The organism is Sphingomonas sp. SFZ2018-12 (genome assembly GCF_022496715.1).
GTDB lineage: Bacteria > Pseudomonadota > Alphaproteobacteria > Sphingomonadales > Sphingomonadaceae > Sphingomonas.
The window spans coordinates 1-15,219 of record NZ_WTFM01000002.1 but is presented as its reverse complement, the minus strand read 5'-3'; the positions used below and the strand labels follow the sequence as shown (position 1 = coordinate 15,219).

Here is a 15,219-nt window from a genome sequence, read left to right as displayed (position 1 = left end):
GCGCCGCCTGATGTGGATTATCCTCCGAACGCGAAGCGCCGGGGGCGGAAAAATGCAGGTACGGACGTTCATCGACAGGCCATTGTATCTGAACACGCTGGGCGTGAATGCGACCACCATGCTTTCCAACTTCGTCCGCCCGCAAATGCTGGGCGACGAGACCGTCGACGGGACGCGCTCAGTCTATCTGTTCGGCGGCCGTAGCTCGATCCGGCGATATTGCGATGCCGTACGCTTTACGGTCAGCGCGCGGGGCGCGCTGTACATGCAGGTTGCGCGCGGCAGCTATGGCCTTTTCAAGCCGCGAGCTGATTACAAGGACAAGAACCTCGAGATGCAGTTCGCCAACGAGATCGGTGCCTACAAGCTCAAGACAGTCACGCTTGTCGCCATCTGCGCGACCGCGCCTGACGTCGACACCACTTACATGTTTGACGAATCCGGCGTGATGCACACCAAGGTCTCGAGCACGCGAATTGGCATGGCGTTGGCCGAATGGGATGAAATGGATCTGCGGATGCGGAAGTCGACTGCGGGCCCGTCCATGACCAAGACCGACTACAATCATGCCAAGTCTTACCTGGCAGGCCAGAAGGATGCACTGAGCAACTATGGCGACACCATGGACGCGCTGTTCCCAGGCCGAGTCAAAAACACCGGTCGATGGTTGAAGGGCACACCGCCGCTCAACGAGTAAGGAGCGCGTCCCTTCCGGGGGACGAACACTTGACCAGGTGTCGTCTAAAATGTGCGTGCGGCGAGGCTCCCGTTCGCACCAAGTCGTTCCGGAGCTAAGGCGTCGGAACGGTCGTCCCGGGCGCGATGACGAAGTCCGGTTCTCTCAGGGCTATCGTTCCAGCGTCTCACCGTGCTTGGGACGCCGCGCTGGCGACCCGCTCCGCGGCAAAATCATCGCGATGTGCACGGCCTGAAGTTAGGGTCTCGGGGATGGGACGATTATCCGGGCCAGCCGCGCAAGTGGGCCAATGGCGTGACGTTTCCGGGGCGCAACGCTGGCCAGGTCGCGGCCTGGCGGTGCTCGCCGCTCACGCCACTTGCCACCGCGACCAGATTCCGGCATTGCCCTAATATACTATATATTATATTGTCGTGCCGGGCTTACGGAGGATGGATTATGAACGGCACGATTAAATCGTTTCGACTGGCTCCACGGAGGCATGGCGTCGACCTGCAAAGGTTTGAACGAAACGCTGTCCAAAAGTTCGTATTGCGAGCAGCCACATCGTTCAGTGCGCTCATCGTCACCTGCGCTCTAGGGCCGGTGACCTTCGCACAAACCCCCGCGCCGGTGAATGTGACGTTGAGCCAGAGCCAGCCGGGTCCCTTCACCGACGCCGTGCGGCCGAACGTCTCGATCAACTCCTACTGGTTGAACGATCAGAACGCGGCGATCTTCTTCAATTCGACCACGGTGGCGCAGCTCTTCAATACCCTCGGCGGGTCAGACGCCGTGCGGCGCCTGCGCATCGGTGGATCGGGCGGCGACACCACGTTCTGGACGAGCACGAACGAGCCGACCCCGGCATGGGCAACCTATGTCCCTGGATCGACGACGCAAGATGGTCGCGGCAGGATCACGCCCGCGAGCCTTACGGCGCTCAGGAACTTCGTCAATCGTACCGGTTGGGGCATCGTCCTCACGGTCAACCTGCGTCAGCGGGTCGCGTCGCCAGCGTCCGACGCGGCCCGAGCGGCGAATTTCGTCGCTGCGGCTCGCGCGCAGCTCGGATCGGGCCTCGCGGCCGTCCAGGTCGGCAACGAACCCGACCTCTATGGCGTCTATGGGGGCGGAAGCGGTCCGGGGACGTATTTTTCGCACTGGCGTCAGTATCGTACGGCGATCGAGCAGGCTGCGCCGAACACGCGCTATTACATGGCCGCGACGGCAAGCATTGGCGGGTTTCTCAACGCATTCTTCCAGAACGAGCTAGCCCTGCCGTCGCCGGACATCAATGCGCTGACCGCTCATCACTATAATGGATGTGCCACCAACTTCGGCTCGATCAGCAACCTGACGAGCAGAGGGGTGTATGACGGGCAGATCAATGCCGCGCAATTTATCGTCAGCCGTGCCGCAAATCCCGACCTGAACGTCCCGGCGGTTCTGGACGAGCGCAATTCCTATTCTTGTGCCGGTCGGCCGGCGGTCAGCAACAGCTTCGCCGCGGCGCTCTGGACGCTGGACAGCAGCCTGTTGTTCGCGCGCGAAGGAATTCAGCGCCATTACCTGCATTCGATGTTCGGCCGCTGCGGCGACATCGCGCCGGAATATGGCTGGTACTCGCTGTTCTGCTCGCCCGATGACGCCGCGCGCAACGCCGGCGCCGTCCAGGCGGCCGTGCCCTTTTACGGCGCGCTCGCGGCACGGCTGGTCGGCTCGGGTCATTTCCTGCCGGTCACCTTTGCCAACAGCGACGATCTCAACCAGACGCGCGTCTATGCGCTTCGTGCCGCAAGTGGCAACGGGCTGACCGTCGTCGTCGTCAACTATAGCGATCCGGACTCGTCGTCGAGCCGTGTGGTAAATGTCGATCTCGGGCGCCTTTACGCCAGCGCCAGCAGCATCGTGCTGCAGACATCATCCGCCAGCGATCTGTCGGCGACAACGACCGCCGGGATCACCCTGGGCGGTGGCAGCGTGTCGACGACCGGGGTGTTCAGCGGCGCGACCTGGACCAACGTGCCCGTCACGCCGGTGGGTGGCTCGAACTCCAGCATCGCGATCACATCGCAGCCGGCGACAGCCACGATCATTCGACTGAACTAGCGTGGCCGATCGACTGAACGGATCGGCACCAGGACAACGGGACACCCAGGCAGGCGGAAAGCTCGGCCTGGGCGCCCTGTGTCTCATCATCATCGGCGTCGCGGCGGTCGTGACGGCGGCGACGTGGCTGCTCCTGTTCAGCGCCGCGCGGGACAACGGACAATCGGGCGCGGCGGGCCAGATCAAGGTCGAACGCGCGCCTGCAGCCGGCGGGTCGGCGGCACCTGCGGTTGAATCGCGCAACGTCATTCGGCCCATCGGTGAGGGATATGTGCTTAAACGCGTCGACATGAGCTCGAGTGATCCCTCAGCGTCGCTCCAGGCGCCGGACGGCACGGTGGCGACATGGCGGGCGGGGGTGCAACTGCCTGACGGCACGCGCCTTGAGCGGATCGGGCCATCCTATGTGATCCTGGGCCGGGGTGGCGAAACGCGCCGCATTGGCGTGGAAGTCACCGAGGTACCAGCTATGGCCTTGCGCAAGGATGGCCGGGCGCTCGGCACGCCGACGCCTGGCGCGCCTTCGGAGTGAATAGAGACGTGGCGCGGTGGCTCCGCTCAAAACTGGCGACGAGCCGCTCAGTGCGCCCTGATCCAGCGCGCCATTCGCTGCAGGCGCCTCCACCTGGCGGCGCGCCGGGCCTGACCTCGCGACCTGCCGGATGATCATTTCGTCCACTGCTGATTTCCGCGAGGCGGCCCGCCGCCGTGTGCCGCGCTTCCTGTTCGATTATGCGGATGGTGGTGCCTATGCCGAGCACACGATGCGCCGCAACGTCAGCGACCTGTCGGCGATCGCGCTGCGCCAGCGGGTGCTGAAGGACGTCGCGACGATCGACCTGACGACACAGATCCTGGGCGCGCAGCAGGACCTGCCCGTGATCCTCGGCCCCGTCGGCATCAGCGGCATGTATGCGCGTCGTGGCGAGGTGCAGGCCGCACGCGCCGCCACGCGTGCGGGCATCCCGACGTGCCTGTCGACCGTGTCGATCTGCGGGATCGAGGACGTCGCCGCCGCCGCGCCCGACCGCTTCTGGTTCCAGCTCTACGTGATCCGCGACCGCGCATTCATGCGCGACCTGATCGCGCGCGCCAAGGCGGCGGGGGCGAAGGCGCTGGTGTTCACCGTCGACATGCCGGTGCCCGGCGCGCGCTATCGCGACGCGCATTCGGGCATGTCGGGCCCGAACGCCGCCTATCGACGCGTGGTGCAGGCGATGGGCAAGCCCGGCTGGGCCTGGGACGTGGGCGTCATGGGACGGCCGCATACGCTGGGCAACCTGGCGGCGGTGCTTGGCCGCAACAGCGGGCTCAACGACTATATCGGCTGGCTGGGGGCCAATTTCGATCCGTCGATCCAGTGGCGCGATCTCGGCTGGATCCGCGAGCTGTGGGACGGCCCGCTGGTCATCAAGGGCATATTGGACCCCGACGACGCGCGCGAGGCGGCTGCGCTGGGTGCCGACGCGATCGTCGTGTCGAACCACGGCGGACGCCAGCTTGACGGCGTGCTTTCCTCCGCCCGCGCCCTGCCGCCAATCGCCGATGCCGTCGCGGATCGGCTGACGATCCTGGCGGACGGCGGCGTGCGTTCGGGGCTGGACGTGGTTCGCATGCTGGCGTTGGGCGCGAATGGCGTACTGCTCGGCCGGGCCTGGCTCTATGCCTTGGCCGCAAGCGGCGAGGCCGGGGTGACCAAGCTGCTCGACCTGATCGCGCGCGAGATGACGGTCGCCATGACGCTGACCGGGGTCAATCGGATTGCCGCAATCAATCGATCGATTCTGGTCTGAGGGTTGCCCGTCGGGCCGTGTCGTCGGCTATGAGCGCCTAACGCCCGCCGACGATCGGGAACCAGTCCGGGCGGCGCGGATCGACGCGAAAGCGCGCATAATAGTCGCCCTTCTCCTCGAACAGACGCGCGTACTTCGCCATCTTTTCCTCGTCGAGTGCGACGCCCAGGCCGGGTCCGGCCGGGACGTCGATCATGCCGTCGCGATAGGCGAACTTGCCGCCGGCGATGATGTCGTCCTCCAGATAATGATAATGCGCGTCGCCCGCGACGACCATTTCGGGGATGGTGCTGGCGGTGTGCAGCATCGCCGCCAGCTCAATGCCGAACTCGGTGCCGGAATGCATCGCCACGCCGACGCCGAAGGTCCGGCAGGTATTGCACAGGTCGCGCACGCCCAGCGGCCCTTCCCAATAATGGATGTCGGTTAGGATCAGGTCGGCCGTATCGCGGCGGATCGCCGGGCCGAGATCATCGAAGCGCGCGGGGTACATGTTGGTCGCAATCGGAATGTTCACGCGGCGGCGAACCGCGTTCAGGCCCTCGATCCCCCACGCCGGATCCTCATACCATTCGAGATTGATCCGCTCCAGCCGCCGCCCGATGGCGATTGCGGTCGGTACCGACCAGGTGCCGTTCGGATCGATGCGCAGGTTGAAGGCGTCGCCCATGCGCGCGCGGCACGCCTCCATCGCGGCGGCTTCCTCCTCCGGCGCCATCACCCCCGCCTTGAGCTTGGCGGAACGGATGCCGAGCGTCTCCGCCAGTTCCTCGCAATGATCGGCGATGTCCTGGGGATCGGCGTCGTCGCCGCCGCCGGGGCGGTCATAACGCCAGAACAGATAGCCGATGAACGGCAATCGCTGGCGCAGACTGCCGCCGAGCAGGTCGGACACGGATCGCCCGGTCGCCTTGCCCTGGATGTCGAGCAGCGCCATCTCGATTGCCGCATAGATGCGCGCGTTGGGCATGAAATAGGTGTTGCGCAGCGTCCGCTGCTTGATCACGCCGATATGGTAGGGATCATGGCCGATGATCCGCGACGCCAGCCGCTCGAACGCGGCACGTTGATCGCCGCCGCCGACCTCGCCAAGCCCGGTGATCCCTTCGTCGGTCATGATCTCGATGATCGTGCGGACGAAATAGCCGGGATGGACGCCGGTGTTCGACCGCAACGTGGCGCTGAGCGGAATAGCGACACAACGTGCCCGTGTTCCGGTAATCTTCATACGACAGACTCATCCTGAAAATGTTGCGAGCCGGGTCTGCCGCGTTCGACCCAGGCTTCATATTGCCGCATCGCGGCATCATCCGGCGGATAAAGGCCGGTGACCGGCCGCCCCGCGCGAAGTTCGACGGCGATGAAGTCCTCCACATCCTCCTTGCGAACGGCCAATCGCGCGACCTCCGCCGCCATCGCGCGCGGGATGACCACGATTCCCTCATCATCGCCGACGATGATGTCGCCGGGGCGCACCGACACCCCACCACAGGCGATGGCGAGCTGGACATCCTCCGGATGATGGCGGACGACCACGGGCGGCGCGGCGGGGGCCGAGTGGAACGCCGGCATGTCGAGCATTCCGATTTCGGGCGAGTCCCGAAAGCCCCCGTCCGTGACGATGCCGGCGACGCCGCGTACCTGCATGCGCAGCGCAAGCAATGCGCCGCCCGAGGCACCCGCTGCGTCACCGCGCGAGTCGATCACCAGCACCGCGCCCGCGGGGACGGTTTCGGTCGTGACGCGCTGAAGATCCGTGCGGCTATCGCGTTCGAACAGGCTGTCGATGTCTTCACGGCACGGAATCATGCGCAACGTGTAGGCGGGTCCGACCATGCGCGCCTTTCCGGGCTGAACCGGCCGAACCCCCTGCATGAACACGTTGCGCAGGCCCTTGTTGAACAGGATCGTCGTCAAGGTCGCGGTGGACGCCAGGCGAAGTTGCTGCGCGATGTCGGCTTCAAGCGCCTGTGATCGCTCGGGCATGAAAGTCTGGACCTTTGTTCAGCAAAGTGACTGGGCAACTGATAGTCAGGCGGCGGACAGCTCGTCAATCAGAAATATATAATCTATAATCGTTGACGCGCCGGCTGTGCGACGGCAAGCTGGCCACATCGATTCATTCCGTTGATGAACGCAGCAGGGCCATGCGCGACAACCCGAACCCCGACACATCCACGCTGCCGATCGTTCCCACCATGGCCTGGGTCATCCTGGCGCTGACATCGCTCGATTCGATCCTGGGCATGATCGACCGTCAGGCGATCTCTGTCCTGAAGGCGACGCTGCGGCTCGAGATGGGGATCGGCGACGCGCGGTTCGCGGTGCTGGTCGGCATTTTCCTGACCACTTATGCCATCTTCTATCCGATCTGCGGGCGGCTGGTCGATCGCTTCGGCAGCCGGGCCAGCCTGACCGCATTCATCCTGATCTGGTCGGCGGCGACGGTGATGAGCGGGCTCGCCAATTCCTACCATGAACTGCTGGTCTTTCGGGCGGTACTCGGCGCGGCCGAGGCGGGTCTCGTGCCCGCGACCATCGCGGCGCTGGTGGTGTGGTTTCCCCGCGCCCGGGTCGCCACCGCATACTCGCTGCGCGCGGTGCTGGTGGCGCTGGGGCCGATCATGGCACCGCCCGTCATCGCGTGGCTCGCGCTGACCTATGGGTGGCGATACGGCTTCATCGTGCCGGGTTCGGTCGGCATTCTCTTTGCGCTCGCCTGGTACGCCGCCAATCGTAACCCGCCCGACTATGGGGAGAGCGAACCGGCGAAGCAGGCGAGTGACCTGAGCCCGATGCGCGAAGTGCTGGGCAACAAGATGCTGTGGGGACTGATCGCGGCGCGACTGATCAGCGATCCGCTGTGGTTTTTCATCCAATATTGGCAGGCCGGCTATTTCCAGGAAGTGCTGGGATTGACCCTGGGCGAGGTGGGCTGGCTCCTCTGGATCCCACCGCTTGCGGCGGCGCTGCTCGCGTTTCCGGTCGGCCAGGCTTCCGATCGGTGGGTCAAGTCGGGCATGGAGCCGGCACGTGCGCGGGTCCGGGCGATGCAACTGGTCGCTCTGGTCGGGCCACTGTTCGCAATCATTCCGCTGACCACCAATATCTGGGCGGCGATGGCCCTGTTTGCCGTGGTGCAGGCGGCGGCTCTGGTCTGGCTCACGCTCTCCAACATCCTTGCTGCGGCGCTGTTTCCGCGTCGCGCGGTCGGGACGGCGGTCGGCGTCCTGAACGCGGTCGGGACGGTCGGCGCTGCACTGTTCAATTTCGCAGTCGGCCCGGCGGTGGAGACCTATGGCTACACGCCGGTGTTCGTCGTCGGAGCACTGCTGCACCCGCTGGCAGCGACGCTATTGTTTCTTGCCTATCGGCGACGCGGCGCGAGCGGAGCCTCTCCGGCGCCCACTCGCGCCTCGGCAACCTGAAGCAAGCCAACGCGACAGCCGACGCATGGTGTTCAAGAAACCAGTTTCTCAGGAAGTTCGGATGCGACTTTATCCACTCACGCTTCTCGCGCTGCCGCTGATTCTCTCGGCAGCCGAAGCTCAGACACCGGCGAGCCGCACAATATCGGCGCGCGAACGGCCGCCCGTGCACGTCCGCGTCGACCAGCAAATGGCGACAGGTCTTCGCGCCGGATTCAAGGGCGACCTGTCGCTTAACCCCTACTGGTTGATCGACCGCGAGGGCGTTCCACATATCCTCGAACAGGATGGCGTTGCCCGGATCATTGCGACGCTCGCGCCAGCGGCCATGCGGTCTTCAGGGCACAGCCCGACGATCCGGATCGGCGGGATCGGCAGCGAACTGACCTTCTGGACCAGCACGGGCGAACCCAATCCCGATTGGTCACAGGGGCGGCTGACCCCGCGTAGCATGGCGGCTCTTGCGACGCTCGTCAGGCGCACCGGTTACCGGGTCATCCTGACCGTCAATCTGGGCCAGTACCGCCGTGGCAACCAAAGTCCCGAGCGCGCCGCAGACATGGTCCACCATGCCAAGCTGGCACTCGGCGAAAGCCTGGCCGCGGTCGCAATTGGCAATGAGCCGTCGCTCGAGCCCTTCACCTACGACCGCAATCATGACCGCTCCTACCAGCCAGACGAGATTGACCTGTACTGGCAGGATTGGAACCTGTTTCGCTCGGCGATCCTGGAGCGGGTGCCCGGAATGCGCTTTTATGGCCCGTCCGATTTCGCCATCGACGACCACAACAATATCAAGCCCACGATCTACGAAGGCTTTGTCGAGCGGCAGGCAGCGCTGCGCGATGCAACGGGCGTCGCTTCAGTCGATACACTCACCTACCATCACTACACCGCCACTGCCTGCGAGAACGCGGAACAGGCGACGATCCCGATCCTCCTTTCTTCCGTTCAGCGCGAGCGCACCCGACGCGTGGCGCGCAGGCTGCACACCGATGCGGCCAGGCTGGGCGTGCCGGCGGCATTCGATGAGCGCAATTCGGCGTCCTGTGCTGGCAAGGCCGGGGTCAGCAACACGATGGCCTCGGCGCTTTGGGCGCTCGACGCCATCCTGCTCAATGTTCAGGAAGGCATTGTCGGGCAGAATTTTCACGCGATGCTCGGCCGGTGCGGCGATGAGAAGCCGCGATATGGCTGGTACACCCCGTTTTGTGGCGCGACAGACGCCGACGCCGTCGCGGGCAAGCTGATCGCGCAGCCGATCTTCTACGGCATGCTCGCGGCGCGACTGGTGCCGGATGGTCGCTACTTGGCGGTCACCCATTCCGGTCCGGAAACCCTGCGAATCTTCGCGGTTCGTGAAGGGCAGGACGCCGGGGCCAGGCTGTCGATCGTGGTCATCAATGTGGCCGATCCGGCACCCCGGCCCGCCGAGGATATCGTCATCGATCTCGGATCGACCTATATGGCGGCATCGTCCGTGACGCTTCAGGTTGCGGGGAAAGATGGGTTGCGTGCCACCAGCCAAGTCCGGCTGGGCGGCGGCGAAGTCGATGCGAAGGGCCAGCTGAACGGCATGAAGTGGCTCCCGCTTTCACTGTCAGGAAATTCGCTATCGCTGAGCGTCGCGGGGGCTACCGCGCAGGTCATTCGCATCGAGTGAGCAGGCGCGACGTCGCTGCCAGTCGGGTTATCCCCGCCAGGGCGGGATCACCGCGCCCGTCCAGGCCGCACCGACACGCAGTAGCGCACCATCGAGAGGACCTGACGTCAATCCGCCGGGCCCGCGCCGGGTTGTTACGTACAGGTCGCGTAGCACTCCGCCGCCGAAACATGGGCGCGTCGGCCAGGTGACGGGCAAATGCACCGTGTCGGTTAGGATGCCGTTCGCCGCGAAGCGATAAATGCGGCCGGCATCGGTCGCGGCGACCCAGTATCCGCCCTGCGAGTCCATCGCCGCACCGTCGGGCCGCCCCGCCAGACAGTTGAAGTCAGCGAACATATGACGACTGCCGATCGCACCGGTCACGACATTATAGTCGGTGGTCCAGATCCTTTGCACGTCGGGATGGCTGTCAGTCACGTAAAGCGTACGCCCATCCGGCGAGAAGGCGAGACCATTGATCGTCCGGAACCCGTCGAGCAGGCACCGCCAGCCGTCGCTGCTGCAAAAGACATAAAGCCGGCCGCTCGGCTGGCCCTGGTTCGGTGCAAGTGCCAGCGTCCCGATGATCAGGCGTCCGATCGGATCCGTCGTCGCATCGTTGAAGCGGTGCGTCGCCGCCGAATGGCCCGGCGGCGCGCCCAGGAAGCGCGGCGCTTCGCCTCCTCCGATCTGCCACAGGCCGCGCGTGCCGCCCGCGACCAGGGTATCACCGGGTCCGGCGACGACCGCGCCGACCGGCTCGCCCAGATCCACGCTCTGGGTTCGACCGCTCGCTGCCTCCGTGACGTGGACCAGCCCCCCGGGAATGTCGACCCACGCCACCGCGTTGCGGCCCGGCAGCCACACCGCGCTTTCGCCCAGCATGGCCCGGATATCGCCGTGTGCGGCTACCGCTGGGGAGACACGCCCGGTCAGAACGTCGCCGAAAAGCCAAAGAAGAAGCGTCGGTCATCGATCAGCAACGAGTTCAGCCGCGAGGACACGCCGTCGAAGCGGCGTTCGGGGCGCCGCAACAGGTTCTGGCCGTCGACGGTCAGCTTGATCGTGTCGGTCAGATTATAGGAGAGCGTCGCATCGAGCTGGGTCTGGTTGTCGACATAACGGCTACCGCCGAGCGACGCGGACTGGATCGCAAGCAGATAGTCGCTTCGGAAAGTGTAGGCGACGCGCCCCTGGACCGCGCCCTTTTCGTAATAGCCGATCAGGCTGTAGCTGTGGGTGGACAGGTTGGGCAGCGGCAAGGTGTTGCCTGTCAGCTCGTCCGGTGTCGGAGTCGAGCTGTCCGCATAGGTGTAGTTGGCCTGGACCCCCAGTCCGTCGAACGGCGCGGGCAGGAAAGACAAGGCGTGCTGATAATTCACCTCAAAGCCGCTGACACTGCCGTCCTCGCCATTTTCAGGCCGTGTGATCTGAAAGACATTGCCGGTGCCGTTGGGGTTGATGAAGCCCGGAATCGTCTCCGATGTCACCACTGACCGGGTGAATGAGCCGACGGTCTTGTGGAACAGCGATACCGCCAACAGGCTCGCATTGGCGAAGTACCATTCGACCGACAGATCTGCTTGCTCTGCCCGATACGGATCGAGCAGTGGATTGCCCCCGGTCCCGGTATTGCTGACGATCGAGACCGCCGATCCGGCGGACAAGTCGCTGAGCGGCGGCGACGCCACCACGCGTGCCGCCGACAGGCGAAGCACAAGCGTGTCGGTCAGGTCGGCGACCAGCGTCGCGCTCGGCAGGAAGTCGGTATAGTCAGTCGAAAAGGTGACCGGCAGAACCTGAGCGCCGGAGACGACGTTGCCGGATGACGATCGGCTGGTCCAGATGTAGCGCGCGCCGACATTGCCGCGCATCGGCACGCCCAGCAGGTCGAACTTCAGATTGGCCTTGGCATAGATGGCATTGGTGGTCAGCGTGACCTGGCTGACGCTGGTCGGCGAGATCGGGGAGGCTTCATAGCCAAGGGACGACCGCGCCGCGGAGGCGTCGACACGACCGGTCAGGTAGCGGCTGGGAAAATCGCCGCTGGACCCGGGAAAAACGCCTCGGTCGAGCAAGCCGGTATAGCTGAGCGCGGGGATTTCACCCGGCGTGACCGATCCATCGCGGTTCGCATCAGCGACCGCCGCGATCTCGGGAAGCGTGATCGCCTGAACCCGCCGTGCGGTGTCGAAGCTGCGGTCTTCGTGCCGATAGCCGAAATCGAAGCTGGCGAGGGGACCCCACGCCGCGTCGTAGGTGAGGTCGAGGCGGCCCGCATAGCCTTCGTTATTGATGATATTGGAGTTTTCCGAGATCGATGCGACGCGGTACTGTTCGGGGTCGTTGATGTCGAAGTTCGACGTGAGCGCATAATTGGGCAAGTCGGTGCCCGCTGCGAAGTCATAGGTGACATTTGCCGTCCGGCCTGGACGCGGGGCGATCACGAAGGTGAACGTGCCTGCGTCGATCGGAGATTCACCGCGGCCATAGGAGCCGTCGGCCACGATCTTCAACCGGTCCTTTTCCCAGATCGCGCGCGAACCGATCTGGAAGACATCCGATTCATCTTCTTCCTCAAACACCAGCGGCCGCAGCGTGACGCCGTTGAAGGTACCCGAAACGACGGTGCGGGCATCGTCGATCCGCGCGCCGACATCGTTGCTGTTCAACAGGATTTGCTGGTGGACCGGCCGCCCCTTCGCCTCGAACTTGTTGTATGTTCCCTCGAGGAGCAACTCGAGCTCGTCGGTGGGCTTCGCCTGGAACGAGCCGTTGAAGGTCAGCCGCTCGACGCGTCGGGGAACGCGGATCAACTGCAGGCGGGCCGGGCGGAACAAATTGGCGTCATTGACCCCGTCCCCCGTGCCGTCGATGTCGCTGACGCGGGTATAGTTCGCCACCTCGAACCGCTGCTGCTCGGTCTCGAGAGCTTGATAGGCAACATTGACGAGCAGCCCGAGCTTGTCGCCGCCGAAGCGGGTTGAGTAGAGTGCCGAGCCCCGGAACCCGAGATTGCGGTTCAGGTCGCCGTATTGACCCTGGGCACGCAGCGCCACGGTACCGTCGGGCAGGTCCAGCGGCCGCTTGGTACGCAAGTCGACGGTGCCGCCGAGCGCTCCCTCGATCTGGTCGGCGGTCGGCGACTTGTACACGTCCACGCCGGCGATGATGTCGGATGCGATCACGTCGAGCCGAGCCGAGCTGCCCGCATTGGCGCCGATGAAGGTTCGGCCGTTGATCAGCGTATTGTTGAGCGAAATGCCCCGGATCGTGAAATCCGCGCCTTCACCCCGAAAGCGCGTGATCTGCAGACCCGGAATCCGGCTGAGGCTGTCAACGACATTCTGGTCGGGCAGCTTGCCGATGTCCTGTGCCGAAATGGAATCGACGATGCCGACCGCATCGCGCTTTGTATCGATTGCCGCCTGAATCGACCTGCGAATGCCGGTGACCACGATATCGTCGTCGACAGTTTGGGCCTCCGCCTGGGGAGCGTCGGCCGGACTGGTATCATCGGCCGGCGTAACCTGCGCTGCCGCCTGACCGGTCAGCATCAGCAACATGAGTGAAGCCGTTCCCGTCGATACCAGCAACCGTGCCCTAAAGATCATCCTACCCGCTCCCACTATTATATGGAATATATAATGTAGAGTCGTTCAAGGGCTGTCAATCGCCGATCCTGACGGGTCGTTTTCAAGCGGTTCAGCGGCGACAATGGCCGGAAAGCGCCCGATTCATCCGCCGGGATCGACCTAGATTCTCGGGGTTGCCGCGATAAAGCGGCCGCCGACTCGCCCTGTCCCCGCCTGATCGGTGGCATCGTCGGCCAGCTCGAACCGTGCCGCATCGTCCTGCGGGTTATAGCCGACACGGCACCATGCATCACGATCAACGTTTGCGGCGGCATTGGCCGAAAATCCCCACAAGAGGTGATGCCCACCCGCCGGATCGCGAATACAGGCGTCGACGAGCCGGACGCAGTCGGCGGGGCTGAGCCACGTCACACGCTCGCGCGCCGTCATCGGGATGGGCCGACAGGTTCCGATGCGCAGAATGTAGACGTCTCCGCCCCCGCGCGCATGATGCAGGGTCAGCAACGCCTCGGCCGCCAGCTTCGAAACGCCGTACAGGCTATCCGCCGGTGATGGGGTCCGATGATCGAACCGCATGTCGAAGGGTGCATAACCGGCGGCATGCAACGAGCTGGCGAAGATGATCCGTTGGCCAGGCCGCACCGCGCGGCATAGCGTCAAGGTCGCCGCGACATTACGATCGTGAAGCAGGTTCCACTCGGCATCATCGGCGTGACCGGCCAACTGGACGATGGTGTCGACGTCCGCGCATGCTCGCTCCATTGCCGCCGCGTCGGTAATGTCCAACTTAATTTGCGCGACGGAGCCGTCCGCCAGTTCCGCATTCGGCTCGATATCGGCAGCGACAACGACATGACCCCGGCTGACCAATGCAGGCACCAGATTACGGCCAATCCGCCCGGAGGCACCCGTGACCAGAACATGCTTGCCGACCATGACCAACCCTCTTTGATATTCTATTCTATATAATTATATGCTCTTGCTAGCGGGATGTCGGTCCAGAGCAAACACGGAAAGAGAACGATGACGGGTATTAGGGCGGGCAAGATCGATCCGACGACGGCGACGATGTATCTGCGCGTGACCGAGGCACTGCGTGGTGACATCGTGGCGGGCCGGCTGAAGCCGAACGATCGCCTGAAAGTGCCTGAGCTTGCCGTTGCCCTTGGCGTTTCACCGTCACCGATCCGCGAGGCGCTTCAGAAGCTCCAGTCGGAGGGACTCGTCACCCTCAAGCCGAACCATGGCGCGGTTGTGCGCGGGATCGACGCGGAGGAATTCGCGCAATTGCTCAGGCTGCGCGCCGCGATCGAGGGTATGCAGGCCAGCCTGTGCGCGGATCGAGCTTCCGCGGCATTCATCAGCCGCTTACGCACGCAGGTCGAGCGGTTCGGGCAAGCGATCGACATCGGCGATCGCGACGCGCGGCTGAAGGCGAACGCAACCATCCACAAGCTCATCAACGGGATCGACGGCAGCGTGGTCGCGCAGGAAATGTTGACGCGGATCGATGCGATCACGGCGGCGGTGCGACGCGAATGGCCGCTAGGCGCCGACCGGCTCGACGCTGCGCACCGCGAACATGTCGCCCTTGCCGATGCCATCGCCGACCGCGACCGCGAGCGTGCCGCCAGGGTGGCGCGCGATCACGTCCTGGCCACGCTGAACGACATTCTTCAGCATATGAAGGTCGCGGAAAGCTTCGCCTCCGGCTGAAGATTCACAAGCCTGGAAGTGTGCTCAACTGTTTCGGGAGGATCGATCTTGACGGAGGCTGTCCAGCTCACCGGTGCGATGTTCATCGGCGGGGTTTCGCGGTGGAGCGAGACGCGCTTCGCGGCGTGGGATCCCGCGTCGGGCGTGGCGATTGAGGATGTGTCGTTCAGCGTGGCGTCTTTGGCCGACGTCGCCGATGCGTGCGCGTGCGCCGACGCGGCGCTCCTGCCCTATCTCGCGCGATCGCTCGAAG

General features: G+C 64.5%; 12 protein-coding genes and 1 pseudogene. 8 read left to right on the top strand and 5 right to left on the bottom strand.

The annotated features are described in order from the left end of the window. The first annotated feature begins 10 nt into the window (after nucleotides 1-10). The 4 genes from GO308_RS09060 (at nucleotide 11) to lldD (ending at nucleotide 4,581) form a co-directional block, all read left to right on the top strand. Complete coding sequence (locus GO308_RS09060) at nucleotides 11-697, top strand: hypothetical protein (RefSeq protein WP_240885234.1); 687 nt, start codon at nucleotides 11-13, stop codon at nucleotides 695-697. A gap of 222 nt (nucleotides 698-919) precedes the next feature. After that, on the top strand, nucleotides 920-2,788 hold the full coding sequence (locus GO308_RS09055) for a hypothetical protein (RefSeq protein ID WP_240885233.1): 1,869 nt from the start codon (nucleotides 920-922) through the stop codon (nucleotides 2,786-2,788). Nucleotide 2,789: 1 nt separating this feature from the next. Beyond that, nucleotides 2,790-3,320 carry a hypothetical protein gene (locus GO308_RS09050; RefSeq protein WP_240885232.1) on the top strand — a complete coding sequence of 177 codons (531 nt, stop codon included), beginning with the start codon at nucleotides 2,790-2,792 and terminating at the stop codon, nucleotides 3,318-3,320. A 130-nt stretch (nucleotides 3,321-3,450) separates the two neighbouring features. Next, nucleotides 3,451-4,581 carry an FMN-dependent L-lactate dehydrogenase LldD gene (gene lldD / locus GO308_RS09045; protein WP_240885231.1) on the top strand — a complete coding sequence of 377 codons (1,131 nt, stop codon included), beginning with the start codon at nucleotides 3,451-3,453 and terminating at the stop codon, nucleotides 4,579-4,581. A gap of 37 nt (nucleotides 4,582-4,618) precedes the next feature. Here the strand turns inward: lldD and GO308_RS09040 are convergent, their stop codons facing one another. Further along, complete coding sequence (locus tag GO308_RS09040) at nucleotides 4,619-5,809, bottom strand: enolase C-terminal domain-like protein (protein WP_066478036.1); 1,191 nt, start codon at nucleotides 5,807-5,809, stop codon at nucleotides 4,619-4,621. Next, entirely contained in the window at nucleotides 5,806-6,567 is a 762-nt protein-coding gene (locus tag GO308_RS09035; RefSeq protein WP_240885230.1) for a ribonuclease activity regulator RraA, read from the bottom strand. Before GO308_RS09035 ends, GO308_RS09040 begins: the two co-directional genes overlap by 4 nt. A 161-nt stretch (nucleotides 6,568-6,728) precedes the next feature. On the opposite strand from GO308_RS09035, the gene GO308_RS09030 reads away from it, so the two are divergent. Continuing rightward, complete coding sequence (locus GO308_RS09030) at nucleotides 6,729-8,009, top strand: MFS transporter (RefSeq protein WP_156454140.1); 1,281 nt, start codon at nucleotides 6,729-6,731, stop codon at nucleotides 8,007-8,009. A gap of 25 nt (nucleotides 8,010-8,034) precedes the next feature. Next, the gene (locus GO308_RS09025) at nucleotides 8,035-9,672 is read left to right on the top strand and encodes a hypothetical protein (RefSeq protein ID WP_240885229.1); all 1,638 of its coding nucleotides are present in this window, start codon (nucleotides 8,035-8,037) and stop codon (nucleotides 9,670-9,672) included. A 27-nt stretch (nucleotides 9,673-9,699) separates the two neighbouring features. Here the strand turns inward: GO308_RS09025 and GO308_RS09020 are convergent, their stop codons facing one another. From GO308_RS09020 to GO308_RS09010, 3 genes are all read right to left on the bottom strand, one after another. Continuing rightward, the gene (locus GO308_RS09020) at nucleotides 9,700-10,539 is read right to left on the bottom strand and encodes an SMP-30/gluconolactonase/LRE family protein (RefSeq protein ID WP_240885228.1); all 840 of its coding nucleotides are present in this window, start codon (nucleotides 10,537-10,539) and stop codon (nucleotides 9,700-9,702) included. Between the two features lie 47 nt (nucleotides 10,540-10,586). Next, on the bottom strand, nucleotides 10,587-13,268 hold the full coding sequence (locus tag GO308_RS09015; RefSeq protein WP_240885227.1) for a TonB-dependent receptor: 2,682 nt from the start codon (nucleotides 13,266-13,268) through the stop codon (nucleotides 10,587-10,589). 141 nt (nucleotides 13,269-13,409) lie between these two features. Next, the gene (locus GO308_RS09010) at nucleotides 13,410-14,186 is read right to left on the bottom strand and encodes an NAD(P)-dependent oxidoreductase (RefSeq protein ID WP_240885226.1); all 777 of its coding nucleotides are present in this window, start codon (nucleotides 14,184-14,186) and stop codon (nucleotides 13,410-13,412) included. Nucleotides 14,187-14,273: 87 nt separating this feature from the next. On the opposite strand from GO308_RS09010, the gene GO308_RS09005 reads away from it, so the two are divergent. Next, the gene (locus tag GO308_RS09005; RefSeq protein ID WP_197419031.1) at nucleotides 14,274-14,966 is read left to right on the top strand and encodes a GntR family transcriptional regulator; all 693 of its coding nucleotides are present in this window, start codon (nucleotides 14,274-14,276) and stop codon (nucleotides 14,964-14,966) included. Nucleotides 14,967-15,014: 48 nt separating this feature from the next. After that, a pseudogene (locus GO308_RS09000) lies at nucleotides 15,015-15,219 on the top strand (hypothetical protein); the annotation flags it as partial.